The organism is Pelagicoccus mobilis, from assembly GCF_016595505.1.
GTDB lineage: Bacteria > Verrucomicrobiota > Verrucomicrobiia > Opitutales > Opitutaceae > Pelagicoccus > Pelagicoccus mobilis.
In genome coordinates this window covers 1-22053 of sequence record NZ_JAENIL010000015.1, presented here as the reverse complement: position 1 = coordinate 22053, position 22053 = coordinate 1, and the positions used below count along the sequence as shown (strand labels likewise).

21 protein-coding genes are annotated in these 22053 nt (G+C 50.9%); 3 read left to right on the top strand and 18 right to left on the bottom strand.

Annotated features, from left to right (window positions below; all coding sequences use genetic code 11):
- Positions 1 to 6: 6 nt before the first annotated feature.
- Complete coding sequence (locus tag JIN87_RS09510; RefSeq protein WP_200355322.1) at positions 7 to 1443, bottom strand: MBL fold metallo-hydrolase; 1437 nt, start codon at positions 1441 to 1443, stop codon at positions 7 to 9.
- A gap of 78 nt (positions 1444 to 1521) precedes the next feature.
- Between JIN87_RS09510 and tcdA the strand changes: the two genes are divergently transcribed.
- Complete coding sequence (gene tcdA, locus JIN87_RS09505) at positions 1522 to 2331, top strand: tRNA cyclic N6-threonylcarbamoyladenosine(37) synthase TcdA (RefSeq protein WP_200355321.1); 810 nt, start codon at positions 1522 to 1524, stop codon at positions 2329 to 2331.
- A gap of 25 nt (positions 2332 to 2356) precedes the next feature.
- Here the strand turns inward: tcdA and JIN87_RS09500 are convergent, their stop codons facing one another.
- The 7 genes from JIN87_RS09500 to JIN87_RS09470 form a co-directional block, all read right to left on the bottom strand.
- Positions 2357 to 4804: a hypothetical protein gene (locus JIN87_RS09500; RefSeq protein ID WP_200355320.1), complete on the bottom strand. Its 2448-nt coding sequence runs from the start codon at positions 4802 to 4804 to the stop codon at positions 2357 to 2359.
- An 82-nt stretch (positions 4805 to 4886) separates the two neighbouring features.
- Complete coding sequence (locus JIN87_RS09495) at positions 4887 to 5948, bottom strand: RDD family protein (protein ID WP_200355319.1); 1062 nt, start codon at positions 5946 to 5948, stop codon at positions 4887 to 4889.
- Between the two features lie 49 nt (positions 5949 to 5997).
- The gene (locus JIN87_RS09490) at positions 5998 to 6789 is read right to left on the bottom strand and encodes a hypothetical protein (RefSeq protein ID WP_200355318.1); all 792 of its coding nucleotides are present in this window, start codon (positions 6787 to 6789) and stop codon (positions 5998 to 6000) included.
- A 290-nt stretch (positions 6790 to 7079) separates the two neighbouring features.
- The gene (locus tag JIN87_RS09485; RefSeq protein WP_200355317.1) at positions 7080 to 7382 is read right to left on the bottom strand and encodes a DUF3566 domain-containing protein; all 303 of its coding nucleotides are present in this window, start codon (positions 7380 to 7382) and stop codon (positions 7080 to 7082) included.
- A gap of 113 nt (positions 7383 to 7495) precedes the next feature.
- Positions 7496 to 9856: a WD40/YVTN/BNR-like repeat-containing protein gene (locus tag JIN87_RS09480; protein WP_200355316.1), complete on the bottom strand. Its 2361-nt coding sequence runs from the start codon at positions 9854 to 9856 to the stop codon at positions 7496 to 7498.
- A 25-nt stretch (positions 9857 to 9881) separates the two neighbouring features.
- Positions 9882 to 10412 (bottom strand): hypothetical protein, encoded by a 531-nt coding sequence (locus JIN87_RS09475; RefSeq protein WP_200355315.1) that lies wholly within the window; start codon positions 10410 to 10412, stop codon positions 9882 to 9884.
- A gap of 98 nt (positions 10413 to 10510) precedes the next feature.
- The gene (locus tag JIN87_RS09470) at positions 10511 to 11812 is read right to left on the bottom strand and encodes a PAS domain-containing sensor histidine kinase (protein WP_200355314.1); all 1302 of its coding nucleotides are present in this window, start codon (positions 11810 to 11812) and stop codon (positions 10511 to 10513) included.
- A 152-nt stretch (positions 11813 to 11964) separates the two neighbouring features.
- On the opposite strand from JIN87_RS09470, the gene JIN87_RS09465 reads away from it, so the two are divergent.
- Positions 11965 to 12804, top strand: coding sequence for a hypothetical protein (locus JIN87_RS09465; RefSeq protein ID WP_200355313.1), 840 nt, complete (start codon positions 11965 to 11967; stop codon positions 12802 to 12804).
- A 188-nt stretch (positions 12805 to 12992) separates the two neighbouring features.
- Here the strand turns inward: JIN87_RS09465 and JIN87_RS09460 are convergent, their stop codons facing one another.
- A complete protein-coding gene (locus tag JIN87_RS09460; protein WP_200355312.1) occupies positions 12993 to 13622 on the bottom strand; it encodes a sulfotransferase family protein in 630 nt (209 codons plus the stop codon).
- Positions 13623 to 13919: 297 nt separating this feature from the next.
- On the opposite strand from JIN87_RS09460, the gene JIN87_RS09455 reads away from it, so the two are divergent.
- Positions 13920 to 14618, top strand: a complete 699-nt coding sequence (locus JIN87_RS09455; protein WP_200355311.1) for a 3'-5' exonuclease — start codon at positions 13920 to 13922, stop codon at positions 14616 to 14618.
- A gap of 101 nt (positions 14619 to 14719) precedes the next feature.
- Here the strand turns inward: JIN87_RS09455 and JIN87_RS09450 are convergent, their stop codons facing one another.
- From JIN87_RS09450 to JIN87_RS09410, 9 genes are all read right to left on the bottom strand, one after another.
- The gene (locus JIN87_RS09450) at positions 14720 to 15082 is read right to left on the bottom strand and encodes a hypothetical protein (RefSeq protein WP_200355310.1); all 363 of its coding nucleotides are present in this window, start codon (positions 15080 to 15082) and stop codon (positions 14720 to 14722) included.
- A gap of 250 nt (positions 15083 to 15332) precedes the next feature.
- A complete protein-coding gene (locus tag JIN87_RS09445; RefSeq protein ID WP_200355309.1) occupies positions 15333 to 17942 on the bottom strand; it encodes a YncE family protein in 2610 nt (869 codons plus the stop codon).
- A 522-nt stretch (positions 17943 to 18464) separates the two neighbouring features.
- Positions 18465 to 18989, bottom strand: coding sequence for a hypothetical protein (locus JIN87_RS09440; RefSeq protein WP_200355308.1), 525 nt, complete (start codon positions 18987 to 18989; stop codon positions 18465 to 18467).
- A 99-nt stretch (positions 18990 to 19088) separates the two neighbouring features.
- The gene (locus tag JIN87_RS09435) at positions 19089 to 19493 is read right to left on the bottom strand and encodes a hypothetical protein (RefSeq protein ID WP_200355307.1); all 405 of its coding nucleotides are present in this window, start codon (positions 19491 to 19493) and stop codon (positions 19089 to 19091) included.
- A gap of 82 nt (positions 19494 to 19575) precedes the next feature.
- Positions 19576 to 20121: a DUF7684 family protein gene (locus JIN87_RS09430; RefSeq protein WP_200355306.1), complete on the bottom strand. Its 546-nt coding sequence runs from the start codon at positions 20119 to 20121 to the stop codon at positions 19576 to 19578.
- 84 nt (positions 20122 to 20205) lie between these two features.
- A complete protein-coding gene (locus JIN87_RS09425) occupies positions 20206 to 20472 on the bottom strand; it encodes a hypothetical protein (protein WP_200355305.1) in 267 nt (88 codons plus the stop codon).
- Positions 20473 to 20484: 12 nt separating this feature from the next.
- Positions 20485 to 20862 carry a hypothetical protein gene (locus JIN87_RS09420; protein WP_200355304.1) on the bottom strand — a complete coding sequence of 126 codons (378 nt, stop codon included), beginning with the start codon at positions 20860 to 20862 and terminating at the stop codon, positions 20485 to 20487.
- 91 nt (positions 20863 to 20953) lie between these two features.
- On the bottom strand, positions 20954 to 21259 hold the full coding sequence (locus JIN87_RS09415) for a hypothetical protein (protein ID WP_200355303.1): 306 nt from the start codon (positions 21257 to 21259) through the stop codon (positions 20954 to 20956).
- 15 nt (positions 21260 to 21274) lie between these two features.
- Positions 21275 to 21946 (bottom strand): DUF4145 domain-containing protein, encoded by a 672-nt coding sequence (locus JIN87_RS09410; protein ID WP_200355302.1) that lies wholly within the window; start codon positions 21944 to 21946, stop codon positions 21275 to 21277.
- Positions 21947 to 22053 lie beyond the last annotated feature (107 nt).

Sequence of the window (22053 nt, the reverse complement as noted above, 5' to 3'; positions counted from 1 at the left end):
TCCCGTTTAGAGGATCTCGATTGTTTCGAGAGGCTCTGGATCAATGACACGGACGGGGTGGTCTGCCGCTTCAAGCTGTTGGGCGAACCACTCGCGGGCGCCGGGGTCGCCGTGGGTGAGGACAATGCTCTTCGGCTCAGCTGCGAGGGCGAAGTTGAGGATTTCGTCCCGATCTGCGTGACCGCTGAGCTCGAATCGGTCGACTTTGGCCAGCACCGGACATTGGTAGTCGAGTACGTCGAAAAGGTAGGTTTGTCCGGGGCGCGTTTCGAGTAGCTTGCCGCCTGGGGTATCTGGATCGCAGTAGCCGACGAAGCAGATCGCGTTTTTGGTACTCGCGAGCAGGGTGGAGGCCACCATGTAGCTGGGGGTACGCTCCACTAGCATGCCGCTGCTAAGAACGAATACGCCAGGTTCGCCTGGTTCCTTGCCAGGGGTGAGCTTGCGGGGAGGACGTTTGAGGCGCAGCTCTTTGGTGACGCGGCGCGTGTAGTTAATCAGCTGAGTCCGCTTCGTAATCTGGTCAAAGTAGTCAGCGATATCTAGGCCGAGACCGGCTCCGTAGACTGGACAACGGGGGAGGCGCCCGTCTTTGCGTGCGTCGTTGAGAAGCGAAAGCAGTTCTTGCATGCGCCCGAGGGCGAAGACGGGGATCAGCACCGAACCTCCTTCGCGGATCGTCTGGCCGACTTGCTTGAGGAGTCGCTTGACCTCGCTCTCTCGGGTTTTCCCTTCGGGGCGTTCGGTTTCGCCACGCGTGGTTTCGATGACCATGGCGTCGAACTTTTTTGCCTTTGGGAAACGTGCTCCGTTGAGGACGCGTTGGTCGTCGAAAAGGACGTCGCCGGTGAAGAAGTAGGTTTTGCTCCCGTGTTCGATTTGGAATCCGCCTGCGCCAGCGACGTGGCCAGCTTGGTAGAGCGTGATGGTGAGCATCTCGCCATGCAGCTCCAGCCGAAGGGGATCCTTGTATTTTAGGGGCTCGAAACGACCGGAAATTCCGTCGATATCGTCGTGCGTAAAAAGTGGATACTCAGGAATGCGCTTCTCCTCTTTTTGTCGCTTCATCACGTTGCAGGAGTTGTGCAGCATGCGTTCGACGAGCATTTGGCTGGGCAAGCTCATGAAAACGCGTGCCTTCGGGTGCTGTTTGAGAAGCACGGGAAGCGAGCCGATGTGGTCGAGGTGGCAGTGAGTGACGATCACGAAATCGATCTCCCGATCACCGATGAAGTCGAAATTGGGTACCGCAGCGTTGCCGGTCAGTTTCGGGTGCAAGCCCGCGTCGACTACGAAGGTGTAGCCGCCGAGTTCGACGAGCAGGCTGTTGGAGCCGATACCGCCATCTCTATTCAGGTCGGTGATTTTCATGCCTTGAGCAAAGGGCAGGATGCAGAGGCAAAGCTGCCTAGCGGTCAAGGTAAAGAGCTCGTTCAAAGACATGGCCCCGAGGGGGGAGGCTGCAAAACCGCTTGCCAGCGGGGGGAAGATTCGCCGTATAGGACTGCTTCTTTTGCGAATATGGCGGATTCTCAGGCAAATTTTGACTTTCGGTTTGGCGGCATTGGTCGGCTCTATGGAGCGACGGCTCTTGAGCGTTTTCGCGCTTCCCATGTCTGCGTAGTCGGAATCGGCGGAGTCGGGTCCTGGGTGGTCGAAGCTTTGGCCCGCAGCGGGATCGGCAAGCTGACGCTGATCGATTTGGACGATATCTGCGAAAGTAATATCAACCGCCAGATTCATGCGTTGGACGGGCTCATTGGAGCTTCCAAGATCGAGACCATGGCGGAGCGTTGTCGGGCGATCAATCCTGAGTGCGAAATCTCGACGGTGCACACTTTTCTGACAGGAAAGAACGTGGAGGAGATCCTCGCCCCGAATTTCGACTATGTGGTAGATGCCATCGATAGCACCACTCATAAGGTTTCTCTGATCGCTGCCTGTCATCAGCGGGGCACGCCCATCCTGACGGTCGGAGGGGCGGGAGGACGAATCGATCCGACGCAGATTCAGATTTGCGATTTAGCCCGTTCGATTAACGACCAGCTTCTCAAAAGGGTACGGAAACAGCTACGCCAACAGCATGGCTTTTCTCGCCAGAAGCGTCGTAAGTTCCACATCGACTGCGTTTTTTCTCCAGAAGAGCCGATGTATCCGGAAGTCTGTGACGTGGAAGACGGAGGCTCTGGGCAGACAAGCGTACGTCTCGACTGCGCAAGCGGGTACGGGGCGGCCACTCACCTCACCGGTACGTTCGGCTTTTTTGCCGCCTCCCATGTGCTGAAAGAGCTGGCAAGCGAAGAAGACGCTGAGTCGAGCGAAGAAGGCTAGGCAGCAGGGCTGCGTATGGTATTAGTTAATTGTCGGTCGTCGCTTCGTAGACGCGGAAGAACCCGCGCCCGTAACTGTCAAGCCACTGGCTCATGGCCTCGGGATCTTTGCTGGCAATCCAATCCTTCAGGTTCCAGGAGATTTCGTTCCAGTATTCGTGGCCGGGTTTTTCTAAGTAGGAGACATCGAGCGAGCCGTCTGGATTTTGAGTGAAGGTGGTATCGGCGGGAGTCGCGGTCCCTGCTTTGAAATGGTAGAGGATACCTTGGGAATCGATATACCGTAGGGTGCCGTCGGGGCCGGTCGGAGCCCAGTCGATAAAGGTAACGCCATGGGTGGAACTTGGATAGGCCGGTAGTGATCGTTCGGCGGCGTTCAGGTCGAATGAAGAGAATGTGGTATCCCAGTCGGAGAGGAAGATATCCGTGCCGTTTGAATGGGGGAGCAGGAAGTTGTAGGTACGCTCCTCGGGGTCGCTTACGTCGAACTCTGATTGGATTTGTCCGGAACCTGAATCCGCGGTGTAAAGGCTTTGACTGTACCAGCCTGCGAACTCAGGGCGGGCCAGGATGTGTAGCTTATTGCCGTTTTCCGAGAAACGTAGATCGTAGATTTCGTGAAATCGGACGTCTGTTTTGAATTTCTCGCTTGGCTCTTCCGAGAGGTCGTAAACTGCGACTGCAGGCGAGTTTGGATCTTTGATCGCTAGCAATTTCTGAGCGTAGTCGATCGCGTAGATCGCATAGAGATTGAAGGGTAAGCTGAGTTTCGATTCTGTCTCCAAATCGTAGATACCTTTGTAGTCTCCCGCTAGCCACTTGCCTCCGCCATGTAGGCTGATTGGGTGGATTCCTAGGCTGAGGCCGGTGATTTGCTGATCCTCTCGATCGTCAAAAGGGTGCGTTATGAGGAAACTCGAATCGCGCTGGATGGCGATGCTTCCTGATCCCGGGTCGATGGCTGCATGTTCTACTAGGTGTGTATTGGGAAGTTGGATCCAAGTCGTTTCGTTTTCTTTTTCAATCCTGACTCTTCCGGAACTGTACACTGTGACCCAGGCGGATTCCGGCTCAACGTATCGTGAACTCAGAGCCTTGCCGTTGAATTCAGTCGCAAACACGACGGGCTCGCCTGTCAGGTAGTTGAAGGCTTCAGGTTTGATTGAGGTCTGGAAAAAGAAGCGTTGGCCGCCTGGCGGCAGCATTAAGGTCCGCGTGAAGCCTCTTACGTAACCGAATTCCCCGCTCGAGAGATTGAGCTCCGGGTCGTTTACGATTTTGCTGTAGACTGGGAGGTTGGTTTCCGAGTCGAGCAAAACCATGAAGTCGTCATTGATTCCGCTGAGGGCTAGGGCGAGAAGATGACGATTGTCGGGCGAAGGAACGAGAGCATTGAAGGGGATGTTGGTGTATGAGAGCGTTTTCTCCAAGGTCTTCTCGGTGAGATTCCAAACTTCGATTTGGCCAGGGGCGCTAACTTTATAGAGCAGCTGCCCGTCCGGGGATGGGGTGGGAGCGCTGCCCTGCTGCAGGAGCGAGCTTTCTACCTGATAGTCTAAGCTTGTTCCGATTTGTTCTCCGTTTCGGGCGTTGTAAACGGCCCAGGTCACGCCGCCGAAGGTTTGAGACCCGGCGTGTAGAACGACGTAGCGAGCTTCTGCATCGTATTTCGGACTTTGCTCGAAACGGAGGCTTGCAGCGGCGAATCCGTAAATGATCGAGAGGTTTCGGCTTGCTGAATTGGCTATGAGCGTTCCCCCGTTTCCGGACAGTACGGCGAGCGAGCTCTCGAACCTGCTGAGGTAGATCGACTCTTTTCTCAGCTCGAGACTGGCTACGTCTACATTTGAAAGTTCCTCTTGGGTGATTACGTCGAAAGCGATGGCGGTTTGGAAGCGGTTTTGATTGTTGTCGGAGCCAAGTTCGAGGCACATCGAGGAGTCTTGGGAGAGCCTCCATCTCGGGGAACCCTCAGGCTTACGTTGCCAGATCAGCTCTCCAGTATCCACAGAATGGAGTTCGAGCATTAAATCGAAGCTCTTGGCGTCATTGCTACGGCTTAGCAGGTATTTCCCGCCATCCACTAAAAACGCCTTTGGTTGGTGCGAGATCCATTCCTTTTTTTCGAAGATCACTTCGCCCTGTTGATTGCGGACTTGGAAGACTGTGAGCTGCCTAACAGCGTCGGGGTGCGGTTCAGCTTTTCGGTAGAGACTCCGCTTCGAGCTTAGGTCGAAGTCGAGAAATTCTCCGAAGTCTTCTCTGCTGGTCGGGCCTGCGATCATTTCGCCGGTATTGATATTCCAGATACGGTCAGCGGTACGTACGATCGAATCTGAGTAGAGCTCTTCTATTCTAGTCGAGGTTGCTTCTTCGAGGTCGATTAAAAGGTGCGCTTTTCGTGTGTTGGCGTGCAAGCAAGACGCGACAAGGGGAATGACTAAGAAAAGGCGGTAGAGTTGGATTGGTTTCATGCCTAGCTTCTTGGAACGTTAGACCAGAGCCAATGTTTAGGGCTCTGGGTGGGCTGCTATCGAAGCCCTGGACTGTTGTGTTTCAGAATCTGATATTGGTGGTGCTGGAGAATTGGGTGTTTGGAACTTGTCCTTCGGTTTCGTAGTATTCGATGGCGGCCTTCCAGTTCGCTGGAGAGTCGGAAACGGATCGGGTGGTATGCTGTTTTGCGATTCCGAGGTCGAAACCGGTTAAAATGGATAGGGCGATGACATCGGAGTCGGGAAGAATGGTCTCATCCTTCAATGCTACAGCAACGACTTCCAAGGCGTATTTGCTTGGAGACGGGATTGAGTGCGGAGGCGAGGCTACCAATTGCAGTACGGTGACAGGATCCTGTTTGTCGCTGCCGAAACTGTAGTGGTTGGTCAGGTGTACTCCGGCTTGGCGGATGTGCTCCTGTTCACTCAGCTTGTTGTAGAGCGCGGTTATTTGCGTCAGGTCGAAATTGTTCTTTGCCCAATCGCCTAAGAAAACACCGCCTGTGGCGACGCTAAGGGTGATCGCTGCCAAAATCGCTAAGTGCCCTTTCCAGAGGGGAGGAACGTCAATACTGGTTTTGTCCTTTTCCAGCTTCACGACATGGCTTCCGCAGATGAAGTCGTGCAGGGAACGGCGTGTCCTGGTGTTGAAGAGCAGGAAGTAGCCGATCACTCCGCCAACTCCAAATACGATTACGCCTAGTAGCACTGTCGCAGCTAGGAGGTATTTGCCCGAGGGGAGGGTGAGTCCATTGAGGAAGATCGGGGCTGCGATAATCGATTGTCTTATGAGCGCGGTTTGCAGGTTGAGAGTGTTGCCCTCTTGGTTGAGGACTTGGATACTAAGCATACGTTTGCCGAGCGTCTGTCCGTTTCCTATCTGCGAGTTTAGAGTAGCGAAGTATCCTAGATAGATGACTAGACCCAAAAGACGGCCCGCTTGGCCGATGGATAAAAAGTAGTCGTAGAAGGTAAAACCAAGGGCGAGTCCGATGGCGCCGAGAAGTATTGCGTCGATCGAATAGGCCAATACGCGGCGCCAAAAACCGGAGTATTGGTAGCTTGGATCGATCGGTTCTGCTTCTGTTGACTGTTCTACAGGATCTGCTGGGGCTGTGTTCACTGTTTTTCCGAGGGGACCTGTTGTTCTGGTCGGCTTTTTCGAAAGAAGCTTATTGCAGACGTTTTCTGTAGATCTCTGAAAAGTCCGCGTCGATCAGGGTTATGGATACAGGCTCGTTTAAGACGTGCGTTTCGATTCCGGCTGCAAATTCCTGGAATAGCTCCGCTGTCTCTTCGTATTCCCATTCGGTGCGTAAGTACGGTACGGTGAGGTCGTAGCCGTTGGGGCGGCGGATCAATTGAATCGGCGTCCAGTATTCGGAATCGAAATACTCAATCTCGATCAGGTAGTCTCCCAGTTCCTTTAAGGTGACAGTATCGATATCATCGCTGTAGTAGATTTCGTTTCCGAGCAGCCCTTCCGTGTAGACTTCCTCTTCGAAATCGAAAGCAGGCACTGTCGGCACGTAGAGCATCGCGATGCCAAGGGTAAGGATGAGCGACAAAACAGACCAGCCGGCTACTGCCCAGCCTGAGCCCTTGAGTCCTTGCTTGGCGAAGTGGTCACGAAGGATTCGCCCTTGGAACTTCTCGGTTAGATTATAGGCGATGATCGCCGTTAGGGCTCCGAATACAGCACTGGGGATAGAATCTAGGATGCTGTCTGGGATTGCGAAAAGCAGCCAAAAGTAAGACAGGGTTAAGCCGAGTCCGAGGAGCAGGGTTCTGTTGCGTCTGTGTTTAAGCCCTAACGTGTGGAAGTTTCGCCCAAGCAAGATGGTAGCGGCCAGCGGTCCACCGATGAATGCCCCGACTCCGATCGCTTTTGCGGTGAAAAGCTTCTGCGGGGGTATTTCGGTTGGGAGGGGATCAGGAGTGGTGGTGTCGATTTCTTGTTGCACGGTCAGGGATGGGAAGACGTTACGAATGAGGGAGGGGAAGGTGAACGGGCACCTAAGTTGAAGTGCTGTTTGTTTTATCCGTAATTCCCATTAGATCGAACCAAATCTTTGTCTGGGCTAAATTTCTTGGTTCATCGCGGATTCCAGTGCTGATCTACAAAGGGATGAAGAGCGCTAGCCGTAATGGTGGCGCTTGCTGTTTCGAGGGGCACGCACCGCTGCAGGTCCCGTGTGCCCGCTGGGGACAGCGGGCTCTACCATTCCTCGAGCGAGTATTTCAGCTGCGTTTGCTACTCGACTTCCACTTCGATGCCGCCGAGCCATTTGGCGATGAGATTGTAGAGGAAGGCTCCGATTATGCCGGCGACGAATCCCATAACGCCGTACATGATGGGGGCGATGATCAGGAATCCTGCTCCCATTCCTAGCAGGATCGGCATCTGTGCGGCTGTGCCTTCTGACTGTTGAACTACGCTAGCAAGCAGAGAGAACAAAAGCATGAACGGGACGAAAATCAGCGAGGCGAGGGCGTAGAAGGCGGCGAGGATTTTGCCGAGTTGAAGGGGATTTATTCTTTTGAGTCGTTTGGTCATAGGTGTAGTTGTTTTGTGGATCTATTTTTTTGGTAAATCGCCATATGCAGCAGATTCCGCTGTCTTTGCGGATGAATCATTTTTTTGGGGGGATATCGTGAGGTCGGAGTATGCTACATGGTCATGTTGATTTCGAAGCTTCGTGAGACGTTGTTCTCGTCACTCCAGTCGGCTTCCAATAGGATATAGGGCGCTGAGTTTTGGTGACCGAGGTAGCCCGCTACGCTGAGGTCTTGGAGCTTGGGGTCGTTGCTCTGGGTCACTTTGGCATCAATCACTCCTCCGGAGTCGAAGGTGCCTTCTATGATTGTTTGGACTGAAAAGTCGGTTGTATCCAGGAGTCGGATTTTGATTTTCCTCGATTCGCCGATGCGTAGCTCCGCAAAACGTTTAGCTGTCGTTGTGGTTGGCGGTTCGCTATTTCCGTTTTGAATCTTGAGCGTTTCAGAGGCAACCCAAGATCCGAAGAGGTCGGTCAGGGAGACGTATCCATTTTGGTAGAATGAAGTTTCGCTTCTATCTCGCAGGTTCAGCTCTAGATGGACGTTTCTAGCGCTTGTTTCCTCTTGGTAGGATGCGTCTTTTGCTGCGTGCCATCTTTTGAGATCCTTGCTCTGCAGCAAAAGCCCGTAAAGTCGATCGGGCTGGTCAGAGGGCTCTATCTGTGAATCGATCGATTGGGAGTTGAAGTCGAACTCGAGCGAGTGGGAACCTTCTTTGGGTTCATCCCCTGTTTCAACCGAGTAAACCAAACCGACTCTTCCGAGATCGAGAATGATGCGGTCTCCTAGTTCTAGCAGTTGCGAAATTCGATCGGAGGATCCCACCTCGAAGTGGGTCCAGTTTTCGCCATCGCTTGAGATTCCGAGCGAACCATTCGCCCCAGCGTAAACCAATTGTTCGTTCCAAACGGTCAGGAGTTCGCCTCGGAAGTGGTAAGGTATGATATGGTCCTCGAGGTGTAGAGTCCAATTCAGTCCATTGCTGCTCTTGTAGAGCCGGCTTCCCGAAACGGCATAAAAGGCATTGTCTAGGAATAGGGCGATGTTTGGGTGAAAGGGTGATCCATCGAGGATCGAGTTCTGAAGGGTCCAGTTCAACCCGTCGGTGGAGGTGTAGACTTCGGAGCCTCGTCTTTCGGACGCGTGAAAACGCCCGTTTCCGTAGTAGATATGATTGACCCCAAAGTCTTCGAAATAGCTCCAGCTAGAGCCGTCTAGGCTGGTCGCTACAGGCAAGTCGCGTGAAAAGTAGGGGACGACGAACATGCGGTCATTGGCAAAATACAGTTTATAGCTGCCGTCCAGCTGTTCTGGTGTTTCTTCTGTAGGTGACCACTGAATACCATCGGGGCTGACAACAAGTTCGTCGTTGAAATGGTCGTAGGCTATGAACCTGCCGTTGAAGTATCCTAGATCGCTGAAGTAGCGTTCTCTATCGAATTCGATTTCATAGCGAGTGTAACCATCGAAAGAATACCAGGAGTCCTGGTCGCTTCTCAAGGCGACGAGAGTCGTGCCATCAGATGCGTAGTTGATAGGACCATCGCTGCCCGGTCTGAGTCCCTGCCAGTCTTTCCCATCAACACTGGACAAAATGGTCCCATCGCCTCCGACTACGACCATGGTCGTGTCGTTAGCAGTCATTGCCGTGAGATAAGGAGTCCCGTAAAACTCGGGGATTGATTCCCAATTTTCGCCATCTGGAGAGTAGAGGAGGAATTTAGAGATTCCCTCGCTTTTCAAGATGTAGAGGCCCCCTTTGAAGAGCACGAAGTCTTCGTAGTAGGCGGAAGGCTCGTCTCGAATCAGCTCCCAGTTTTCCCCGTCTGCGGAGCGATAGAGCTGCCCGGTTCGAATCAAGGCGTAGAAATTCCCATCGAAGAATTTTAGCTTGTGGATGTCCGGCGCGAAGGTGGAGTCGGCCCGTCTCCAGTCCGTTCCGTTTTCGCTCATCCAAATAGAGTAGTTCCTGCCCATGCGAACGATCAGTTCGTTTCCGAACTCGATCGAGCGGGTCCCGATGTTGTGGTTCATTCGATGAAACGCATCGAAGGCGTAGACGATGTCTGAGTCGCGCATCGAGGAGGATTGATTGAATGCCTGCCAATTTATCCCGTCGAGGGAGGTCATTTGCACAACGCCAGCGCTCGCCGAATGGGTGCCAAAGGCGAAGTATTGCCCGCCTGCGTAGCGGATGTTCCGCACTTGGGTCTTGGCGAGAAGATAGTAGTCGCCCGTTACCGAGCCTTGATCCCAGTCGGTTCCGTTTTCTGAATACCAAATTGCTCCTCCGCGTCCCCCGACGATGAATTTCTCTCCATCGTGGATAACAGTAAAAAGATCTTCTCTTACTTTGTTTGGATATGCGTTTGTCCAATCGAGCTCATCGAGTGAAGCCCTTGCTTGGGAGGTGACGATACATACGAGAAAGCAAAACGTGAGGGCGCAGACGAATCTGAATACGGGATTCATGCAGACGGGAGTAGCTCGCCGTAGGCTAAAGTCGAGACTTAGTCCGTTTCATGGATAGGATCTTCTTTGCTTCTCGGGAAACGGAGCGGCGGATTCCGGGGGAGAGGGGATCTATCAAATCTGGGCGGAGGATCAGCTTCACTTCGTCGGCAAGTTCTGGATACTTGCGTACCATGGCGGCTATAAACTGGAATGCTTTCCAGCGCACAGAGCCTTGCTTGTCCGGATCGAGCCACTGTTGCATCGCCATGTCAAACAGCCGGCCCTCCTGTTCGTCGTTGAGGTTCATTTGAGCGACGATCTTCATGAGTTCGCGCCAATGGCCATCGGGCTTTTCAGACATGGCGGCGATTAGGCGATCGAGGGAGTCACGTACTCGCTCGTCATCCTTTTCCATGCAGTTGCCCAGCAACCAGGCTGCCCTCCATGAGTAACGCTCCCGGTCGCCCACGGCCAAATCGATTGCTTGCGGAAAATCCTCCGGATGAGCCTTGAGGTAGGCTTTCATTTCGTTGGAGTAGGCGTTTACGAGGATGTCTTCGAGTTGGGTGGTCATGGCGGCAGGTTCGCTGTTTCTGGAGCGTATCCATATTGTAAAGGCATATGCCTTGGGAGGAGGGCGACGATGGCGGGGAGTGCTGTGCCCGTTGGAAATTATGATTCGCTGCTAGAGTTCGGTAGGCTGAAATGGAAGTGAGAACCTTTCCCTAGGGCGCTTTCGGCCCAGATCTCGCCTTTGTTCCGCTCAATCATTTCCTTGCATAAAGGAAGCCCGAGTCCTGTTCCTGTTTCACCCGCAGTGCCGGTTTTCGATGTCGGTTGATCCAGTGAGAATACCTTTTTCAGCAGATCCTCGGACATTCCTATTCCTGTATCGGAGACGGTGACATGGGTTATGTTCCCCTTGTTGCTGGCCGATATCGTGATGGATTCACCTGGGGTGCTGAACTTGAGTGAGTTCGTAATGAGATTGAGCATGACAGTACGTGTCATGTATGGATCCGCAAATACGTTCTGATCGCTTATGGTGAGAGTGAAGGAAATGCCTTTGCTCGAGGCGGTTGGGGTTAGGATATCGATGCATTCTCGAGTCAGCTCGGCCAAGTTGATTATCCGGGGCTCTCGCTTGCAGCCTTTGATTTGGAGACGCGACCACTCGAGCAGGTTTTGCAGATAGTCGAAGACCCTGCTTGCTTCTTCGTTCAGCTTGGTGGCGTACTCGACGAGCTCTTCCTGGCTGAGTTCGCTCATCATTTCAGACATCATCTGGGTCGCCCCGAGAAACGAATTAAACGGAGTTCTCAAATCGTGAGCGATGATGGAGAAGAACCTGTTCTTAACCTGTACCTCTTTCTTCAAGGCTTCCTCGCTGTTCTTTAACTTTTCTTCCGCGAGCTTGCGGCTGGTGATGTCGCGATGGGTGCCGCTCATTCGTAAGGGAAGGCCATCTTCGCTGTACTGAACGACTTTTGCATGGTCCAAGATCCATTTGTACCCGCCTTCTTTAGTGAGCATTCGGTACTCCAATTTGTGAACAGGAGTGCGTCCGCTTTTATGGTCGTCTATTGAAGCCCAGGCAGCCTCGCGATCGTCGGGATGAATCGAATTGGTCCAGGTATCGGTATTGTCTTCGAATTCCTCTATCGAGGAATAGCCAAGCATCTGAGCCCAGCGGTCATTCCGCTTCACTTCGCCAGTTTCGATATTCCAATCCCAGAAGCCCAGCTCGCTCCCTTCGAGCACCATTTTGAGGCGTTCCTCGCTGAGTCGTAGATTTTGGTCAGTCATGTTTGCTTCAATAGGCCCTGGGAAGGGGGGGCGATCGCCTTCGCGAGTAGGGTGAGTTGGATACGGATTGCTGAGGGCTAGGGCTGAAATCGAGCTTAGAAGACAAATGTCCCATTCGCGTTTGCTCGACGCCTTAAGCGTATGGGGATTGTGGATAACCCGAATCATCTTCGACTTAAAGCCCGATCTTGATTTTTCTGGGGATTAGATGCTCAGGGAATACCGAGATTTAAGAGCTGACTCTAGTCAAAAGATACACATGTCCTCTTTGGCGAAAATCACAGTTCGGATCAATTTTTTGGACAAAAACATTTCATAGTATGCTTTCACTTCTCATTTCAGCTCTCGTCGCTACCGCAATAGCTGGCGCCTTAGTCGCTTCGCAGGTCAGTACCGGGACGACGGTCTTCCTTAGCACTCTCGGGTTCGTGGGCGCGTTTTACCTGGTCGGCTTCCTGGTTCGGAAAAAGATGTCCAAGGCCCAAGACCGACTCCAGGGGCACATGCAAGCCGCTCAGAGACGCATGCAGCGGAAGGTGCAGCAGTTCCAGAACAAGCCAGGCGGCAACGTTAAGCAGATACAGCGTCAGCTCGAGATGGATCAAAAAGCGATGTTCAAGGAGGGGCTAGAGCTCACCAAGGGACTTGAGCCCTTCCGGAAGTGGTCCTTGCTCACGGGACGCCAGATCGCGACCATGCGCATGCAGTTTCACTACCAGCTTAAGGAGTTCGAGCAGGTTGACGAGATCCTCGCCACTTGTGGTTTCCTGAAGGGACCCATGATGATGGATCCCATGGCGGCTGCCATGAGGATGGCCCGCTGCTATAAGAACGATGATTTGGCCGGCGCGGAAAAGATCTTCAAGAAACGGGTCAGATGGTCTCGGGGGGATAGCGGCGCTATTCTGTATGGCTTGATGTCGTGGATCTACGTTAAGGTTGGCCAACCTGACGAAGCCCGGCGGGTCCTTTTGAAAGCCAAAGATAAGACGGGAGTCGAAACCTTCGCCCGCAACTGGGAGCACCTCTCCAACGACCGCGTGAAGAGTTTCTCCAATGCGGGACTGGGCGATGTTTGGTACAGCCTGTATCTAGAGACGCCGCCTACGCCTAAGCAACAGCGAGTGCGTGGCAATGGACGCGGTCCGCGTGGGTTCTAGATGACCACCGCCCACGTGTCATCTAGGGCAGCTTTTTCGTCTATTTGCTAACGTCGCTCCTGCGTCGCTTGATGGTTCTTCTTAGGCGCTCGGCATGATCGTCGCAGCGTGACGGCAGGTCCCAGTTGTTGAACTGCTGCACTTGGCGTCCGAGATTGCCGCTATAGCTAAAAAGTCGCTTTGCGGTATTAGGACGTTGCTCCCTTTACGAGCTCCCAGAACTCCTCCCGGTTGTTGCTACGCGGAAAGGGGGTGTCGGGCGCTTCGATTTCGAGGAAATCGCAAAGAGGCCCCCAACCTTTGCTGACCTCAAACTCCAATAGTTGGGAGGCTGGAATCGTCGCTTTGACTCGATCGGTGTGCGAGGCGAAGTCTTCCGCGAATTTCTCTGGGAGGGAGCCGAGGGAAAAGCCTGTTTTTTCGATGACTGCGCGTCCCATATCCAACCATTCCCACATGGGCGGTGGAGCGTTTTCCTTCCCTGATATCAATTGGTTTATGGTTTCGCCAAAACTTGCGGCCCAGCTTTCGGGGCTGCGAACGGTGAGGATAAACTTAGCGTCCGGAAAAGCTGAATACAGCTCTTTGCTGAATCCTGCAACCGGCCAATCGACAGCGCTGTGATAGCCATCGAAGAGGCTGCTCCAGTCCGGAGAGCCAGCTAATGCGGCATTCCAGAGCGGGAGGTTCTTGGGCATGTCTTTGGCAACCTCCTCCATGTGGTAGCAGGGGCCGAGGCCTAGTGTTTCGAGTGCGAGTTTGAGCGAGTAGGTGCCAGTGCGACCGACTCCTGTTCCGAAGACTTTGGGTGGATTCATAGCGCGTTGATTGCTTTTGGGGGCAGGTGTTTCTTGGTGTTATCGGAACACATCGCCCAAGTTAGCGAAATTAGCGAATCGCATCTAGGATTCGTCGATTTGCGGTAGTCGATAAACCCAGTCGAAAAAGCTCTTCAAGCGCCGGAGGGAGTGGTCTCGGGGACCAGCCGTCTTGCTGCAAGGCATCTCAGCCTCCGCCCCTTAACCAAAGCTGTTCGCGTGCGGTATAAGACCAAAGTCCTACGACCACAGTCCCATATCCATACATCCCCTAATTGAGTACGATGCGTTCAACAAATGAAACCTCTACAAACATTACGCCAGAACGCGATGCATCCCCTCATGGGAATTGGAGAAGTCGTCGCCTTTGACCTCGAAACAACCGGTTTACGGTACAAAGAGGAGCAAATCACTCAAATAGCAGCCATTCGAATGGGCGGCTGCCTGATGGAAATCGATGACACGTTCGACACCTACGTCGATCCAGGAAAGGCAATTCCCGAACATATCCAAGAGCTCACCCATATACGTGATGAACACGTCATAGGAGCGCCCAAGCCAATCGAAGGGCTAAGAGAGTTTTCGAGATTCGTCGAAAACGCCACCTTGTTTGGCCACGACATCTATCGTTTTGACTGCAAGTTCATCGAAAAGGCGATGAAGACCTCCGAAGAACCCGCGCGAACTGTGCAGTTTATCGATACGATGGACATCTTTGAACAGCTTTGGCCTGATTTCTCGAGACTCCGCAATTCGCTCGACGACATCGCAGAACGCCTCTCAGCAGGACTCTCTTCGATCAGGCGTCACGATGCCAAGGGAGATGCGATCCTACTCGCGCACATTTTCCAACGTATCCAAAATCACCCGGATCTCGAAAAGCTCTGCAGCCGAGTCCCCGTTCACGAATGCCAGCTCCCTCAAGTCATCGTTCCCAGCGAACGCACCTTTCGGGGACGTTTCCACCAGCCAGCGCACTTGGTCGAGCACTTCTAGCCGTAGGGCGTGTCTTTGCGAGCGCTGTGTTCACAGTTGCTGGATGTCAATAAGCCCAATCTGGCCTTTCTGTCTTTGCTTAAGCTAAAGGGTACTCTCGTCTAATTCTGTCTCGGGATTTCGACTACAACAGAGAAGTCTTTGTCAAAGAACCTACCGCCGGGTTCCTTGTCAGATCCGTAGCTGAGCACTGTGATTGAGTCTTCGCTGACTTGGTAAATGAAAGGTTCTCCATAGTGGTCTTGGAGTTCAGCTTCGGGAAGGGGGAGTTCGCTCAGTGAGTTGGGAGCTTTACCGTTCGTTTCTACATAGCGGGCTATCTCCTGTTTGATTGCTGCAAGGCGATCAAGTGAGATCCCTTTGGGGCTTTCTTCAGCTCCGGACCTGATGAGAAGAAAGGAAATGAACGCAACAAGGACGCAAATAAAACCAAGTGCCTGTAAGGTTTGTTTTTTGGAAGACATAGCTTCGAGGATGCTTATGGTGTCTGAGTACTAGGTCTAATCTAATCGACCAAAGGTCGTGGTATTAATCCGGAGCGAAGAATCGAAGTTGCGTTCTTTTGATCGGTTATGTGGGCGAGGGGGATTGTGATTCTTTTGCGTGTCAAAAGTTAAGTAAAGACCCAATGAGCTTCCTTGCTCACGGATATCAAAGATTAAGGTCTGCCCCGTTTGCTTCGCCTCTGTTCCTATAACTTGCCTATCTTCTGTGCTAGTTGCTGCCGTCGCTTTCATAGACTCGGAAAAAGCCTTTATCGTTTGAGTCGAACCAGGATTCAATGAAGTCAGTGTTTCTGTAAGTCTCCCAACGTACGAGATTGTCGCTCGCTTGTATCCAGTATCTTCGATCGTTCTTTAGGGGAAAAGATAGCTCGCTGCCTGTATCCAAAGATGCGGTAAGCTGGCAGCGAATAGGATGCGTGGTGATTGGGCGAAGAATGTAGAGGTTCCCGTTTGCGTCGATGCTGCGTGATTCGCCTGACGATAGAGGCGGGGCTATTTCAAAGTAGGTAGGGAGACTGTAGTATGTGGACCCGCGACCAAGTTCGATCGGTATTCCGCTTGTGTTGGTCTTTAGATCTAGAATTGAAGCGATCGCACTCTCATCGCTTAACAAGATCTGGTCCTCGTCTTTACTTAGTTGCATTCTCCAGAATTCACTCGTTCCCGGAAGACTTGTAATCGGCATTTGGGAAATGAGGGTCCCGTCGGATGAGTCTAGCACGTGAATGCTTTGCTGTTGGTGTGAATAGGAAGTCGGACTTGTAAGGCAATAGAGTCGACTTCCGTCTTCAGAGAAACGGAGGGCTCTAATGTGTCCGAACAATTCGGACGTATCCAGTATCGTGGATGTGCCTTTCTCCAATTCTGTTACCGTTATGACTCCACCCGATTTATCTGCCCATCTGCCCGTTTCGTAGTGGTAGGCGTCCTTGGTGGAGACGAATCGGGTGGTATCGTAGGGTTGGAGCGTTTCGAGGTCGAATATTCCACTGTAAGGTGCCACTAGCCATCTGCCACCACCCAAGAGTTTAAGCTTAGATTCTTCATAGTAGTCGTGGTCTAGGGGAAGGTTTTGATCGACTCTGTCGTCAAACGGATGAACCACAACGATGCTATAGTCATAGGTGGGCACGTAGCTCTCACCGTTTTGGCGATAGGACGTCCATTCCCTTTTAAATGCTATAGAACCAGATCTCTCATCAATCGTAGCAAACTGGATTTTCCGATCATTTGGTAGTTGGAAAAACACAGATCCTTCTACGCCGTCAGTGCTTTCAAAAGAAACCTTCCCGGTTTCGTAAACGGTAACCCAGCCTGATTGGGATTCGACAAAGCGAGTCGTGATCGCACTACCTCTGAACTTCGTGGATAAATCAATTTTGATTCCCGTCTTGAAATCGAAGGACTCGATTCCTGATAGAGACTGGAAGTAGATTCTTCTCCCATCAGGAGAGATGACCGGCCGTCTTTTGTAAGCCGGTGCGAGATCACCGTCTGTAGTGTATTCAAACGCGTTGGTGTGGCTGAATTCTATTTGGTACGAAGGAAGGCCCGTCTCAATGTCTATCATAGCTGCGAAAGAACTCTGCTGCTCGTCGTATCCATTGACGAATAGGTACCTTGAATCCTTGCTCGAAAGCATGGTATCGAAAGTAACTCCCGGTATGTTTATCTCTTTGACGAAGCTCTTCGACCGTAAATCCCAGACCTCAATCGGCCCTTCGCTCATAGCCTTGAAGAATAGCTGGCCATCAGATGAAATCGCGTGATGGTTACCTTGGCTTGTCATATCTTCCTCTCGCCTCAACTCAAGGCTAGTTGACACAACTTCTTTCTCCTGTGCATCAATGATGAAGAAATAGGGGAGCTCGTCGCTGAATTGGGTGGCGATGGCAACATGGTATCGGTTTGGGGAATCAGACTCTGAACTTTTACCCCAAGGTTGTTCGGACGAATGTGGCAGGTTCCTAACTTGGATATCGTCGATTGTAGTGAGATCCTGATTTATGCCGTCCGCTATGAGAGTTCCTGTGTTGTATGCTTGGAAAAAGACCGGACTGGTTTCTCTAATTAGTAACTCACGTGGTTTCCTGAATGGATCAAATATCGGGTCCGTTTCAGGTTGTCCAGTATGCACCGAGACTTCAGTTGCCGCTATTTCCGTTGAGTCAACCAAGTTAAAAAGAGTAGCGATTCTATGCCCTTCAGCGTTTTCAGATGGTTTAAGCTCCAGGCACGCCAATGTATTATCTAGGATAGCCCACGAAACTGAGGAAGGCCCTCTGCGTTCCCAGACTTCTTCACCTGAATCGAGAGAATACAGCACGAGAATGGGTGTTCCGTCTTGCTTGTCCCTTGTTCGAATCAGGACATATTTCCCATCATCAATTAGAAATGCCTCCTTTTGGTTGATTCTATCGACATAGGGACTCTCGAAGATGACTTCGTTTGCGGTGGTTCTAACTTCCAGACCACCTAATCGAGTTCGATAGGCGGCCCTCAGCGATGTTGGATCAAAGTCAAGCAAGAGCCCTCGGTCTGGAATCGCATCAATCGTTCCTGAATTAAAGTAACCCAACAAACCGAGTACCAGGAGATAACCAAGGTTTCCTTCTGGTCCTGCTAGTTGTTCACCAGACTCTAAGTCCCATACGCCCTTATTGAACTGGGCAATGGTGTCTGTATGCAGCTGAACGAAATTGTAAGGGAGGGCGCTCTCTACGGATTCTACTTCGAGAGCTGTTCGGGCGCTGGCTAGTGTGGGGAGGATCGATGCTGTGAAAGTGAGAAAAACTGTAATTGAAAAGTGGATTCGCATTGTGAACGAACGATCAGAACAGAGCCGAGGTCGGTTTGGCAAGATAAGGATCTTGACCTGCTCCATTCGTTTTTGACTTTATTCTTTTCCCGTGTCGCTAGCCAAAGAGACACCGCACATATCAAATAAACGGATACAGATGTAATGATGTCGTTCATTTTTATTAGCTAACGCCGAGCTCTCACGGCGTGCGCTTGCGCACGTTGTGAGCAGCGACTTGATATGTGTTATTCTTTGGGGCTTTCATGTTGGGATTCCTTGTCAGAAAATCGATCTTTTGAATGCTTGGAAGATCATCCTTTTTCCGTCGGTTAGATCTTATTTTCTCTTCTTTAACTTTTTCGGTCGGAATGTCTTGTGGCTGACTTTGGTTTCGTTGGGTCGGGTGCTCTTTTGTTTAATGCAGGATCATCTTTTAAGGTCGGATACTTTCTCAAGATCACCGTCGAAGTCTTCGGTTTGGTTCGTTTGTTCGATCTCGAATCGTATCCAGAATTCAGATTCTCATTTCTTCACATATCGTCAAAGTGAGGCGATGCCGACCTCGATAGAGGTTCCAAGTCTGTTGAGGTTGGTATTCATGGGATCGTGACAAAAAAGGCGAACGTTTGTCGGCATTGCCTCCACTGCCTTGTTCGACCTTCGTTTCTTTTCAAGGAATTGCTTTGCCATCTCGAGTGTGTGCTCGCCTTCGGTTCTTCCCTCATCGATGGCTCTGGATAGGTCCTTCAAAAACCTCTCTTCTATTTTTGAATTCTTTTCTAGGAGCTTCCCTTCTTCGTGGATGATCTTCTCTCCAAAGCCGTTCGAAAGCTCTGTCACCGTAATCGACTTCTTCTTCCTTTCTTTCTTTTCTCCAAGGCTCCAATTCAAATACGCCTGCCACTTCCTTTGATCTTCGTCAACGAACTCAAGGATGATCGAGCCTCCATCCCAGAATGCTTCTCCACCTACGATCTTCTTTATTCCGTTAGGTATGCCTCGGCTTTCCACGGCTGTGACTGCCGCGAACATGACAAGAAGGAGGATCGGAATCTTTAGTTTCATTTTTTCTTCGAACGCAGAGTCCTCACGCGGAGGGGGCGCAGCCCCCGGAGTTGTGAGCGACGACTTGATATGCCTTTTGTTTTTTTAGTTTCATCTCTTCTACCAACCTAGGACAATGATGTGATCGAATTCGTATCGTTCGCCATCTTTTCTGTACGTCACCAATAGCTCATGTGGTCCAAAATTGCTTTCATAACCGAAATGATGTCTCAGATCCCAAGATACTGACTCATCTGTATTTTTAGTTGTTTTTCGATAGGCTCCCACACCACGCCAATTTTCATGAGTTGCGTACCGCTTGATGGATTCAATGAAACCCATCTTTCCTGATTCCTTTGGTAGCTTCTTCCATTCTTTTTCATTTACTGCGGCGACCAGTTCAGATGCGTGTCGATACGTCTCATTCTCTGTAAGCGTCACTTGATTCAGAATCGTCTCGTTACCTAGAGTTGGGGAAAGTGGTAGGAGAATGGATACAAATATCGTTAAAGCGAACGTCTTCATTTTATCTGCATATCGTCAAAGCCACACGATGTCGGCTTCAGTTGAGGTTCCATTGGTTGTGATGTTGATTTTCATACCGTCGTTACGAAAGAGGCGAGCGTTTGCCGACATTGTGTGAGCTGCCTGGTTGTGATAATTTTTCCTCTTCTTCGAGGACTCTCTGGCTAAAGCCAACTGGATCGTCGCAGATGGCTTGAATCTGGTTCTTCCATGTTTCGTTTCCAACACTGGCGAGGATGATCGAAGTTTCGTTCCAGATGTGTTGGTCTACTGGAGCACAGTTCAAAGCGAACCATACTCCTCCTTCGATCGTTTCATCTTCGTGCCATGTGGTCATCGTGAAGAATCCATACTTCTTCTCTGATTCAGTCTCTACGGCTGCGATATCCCAGTTCGTATCTCCGATTCCGCAATCTTCACCCCACGCGCAGAGGTAAGCATTTCCTTTGGCGATGAGTTCTGAAGCAATCGCAATCATTTCCTCTTGATCAATCGAGTTGTAATCCGCGGCCAGAAAAAGCACGAAATATCGAGTAGGAAATTCCAGTTCTTTTAAGTCGTGGAATTTGGATACGTCGCACCGAAAAACGGGATACATCGTAGATAGTTCTTTCGGTGCAGGTTTCATTTCTATCTCTTCACAACGCTGAGTCCTCACGCGGAGGGGGCGCAGCCCCCGGAGTTGTGAGCGACGACTTGATATGCCAATTTCTTACTCATCTTTAAATTGGCATAGTTTTAGGGTTCCATACTCAACGTGCTCCACAACTTCGAAACCTACTTTCTTTCCTCCGTCATTGTAACTGCAATGAGCATTCTTTCCTTTCTTTAATTCTTGTCCCAGCTCGTAGTGGCCAGAACCGCGATATGGCATGTATTTGTAGATACCATCTGAATACGGAAAAGATGATTCTTCGAAATAGCCAACCGGCATACCGTTGAATTCGAATTCTAGCATCTCATCTTTCATGTTTTGCATATCGCCAAAGACTCACGACGAAGGACGCGCAGCGTCCGGAGTTGTGAGCTCTGCCTGGTTAGCACCTTTTTCTATGTAGTGCTTGGTTATCCAATACGATACTCTGGCAACTTGCCCGACCATCGGGTAATCATCGGTGACGATCTGAATTTCTTCTACCTCAACCGAATCATTCATTTCTTTGTTTGCTTGGTCGATTCCTTCTTCGACTTCTTTCACGAACCGTTCTACGTCGTGCTTTACCTCTCCATCTCCGTCAACAAGTGCTTTCTTAAATACTATCGACCCATCCTTTGGAGTCTTCCCGAATCGTAGTGTCACAAGTACGCATCCCGGACCAGTCACATGCTGTGCTGAGTAGTAGGTCTTTTCTGATACGCGATTTGGCATTCCTAATTTTTCTCTGCTAACGACTAGCTCTCACGGCGTGCGCTTGCGCACGTTGTGAGAAGCGCCTTGATATGCTTATTTTTAGTTTTCTCTAGAATGGGCATACGAGAAGGTTTCTTTTGTTTTTAGTGGTGTATTCCTCTTTCCAGTAGTGCGGATCATTCAGATTTTTGTATTCAATCTTTGGCTCATCGTATCTTTTCTTAAATGGTCGACTTGTCTGAACGAAGATGGAGTTTGTTTCGGGCCAGCCCTTCGAGACTTCTGAAATCTTGTTTCCTTCTTTTATCTCGGCTTGAAGAATCGCTTTTAGTTCGGGGGCAAATTCGTCCAATAGGGCAATCATCTGGTCGACCATCGATGCAGTGGCTTTGAAATGGCTGGAATCGAATTTCACCTTATCTGCATATCGCTAAGGTGTCACGATGGAGGCAGCGGAGCTGCCGGAATTGTGACCACCGTTTTGTTGGGCTAATTTTTGATACGTTTTGAAGTGTTCGATCCTGAAAGGTAAGATGTAGATGTAATCGAGAATCAGCTTAAAGAAATCGTCTACTTTATGGACGTAAAGGGGGTGCAGTCCTTTTTCCACATCGTGCGCAGCGATGTTTCCTGATAAACGTAGAGCCTGAGCCGCTTCGGCGATATCAGAAGGTATAGATTTGATGCCTTTTAGATTCTCTAGTTTTTTCTGTAGGTTGTGCCCTTTAGCTCCCTCGAGGCTACAGACCAATTCCAATGCTTTGCGAATGAGAACTGCGAAAGCATCGGGATCTATCCACTGCACCCGAAGAGCTTTTTCGTAGGCCTCTTTTACTTTCTTTGGAATCGCTCCATGATCGTGGATAATCGAAGGAAAGAGAATTTCGCCGGGGCAAATATCATCGTCCTCGTGCCAACCACAGGTGTCATCGTAAACTGTCAATGCTCCACAGTTTTTGCAGGCGACAACAGCCATACTTCCTTCAAATTCCTCTCCGTCGTAATCTTTGAGATTGGCAGAGTAAGATCTCGATTTGTATTCGCGGGAAAGTATATACTCGAATCCTTTATCGCTGCTGCAGTGTAAACAGATAGTTTTCATTCTTCTTTGCCCAACGCAAAGCTCAGGCGGCGGCGAGAATCGCCGTTGCCTGAAGCGCCTTGATATGTGTTATTCTTTTCATCTTCTGGCTCCGGTCTCCCATAGGT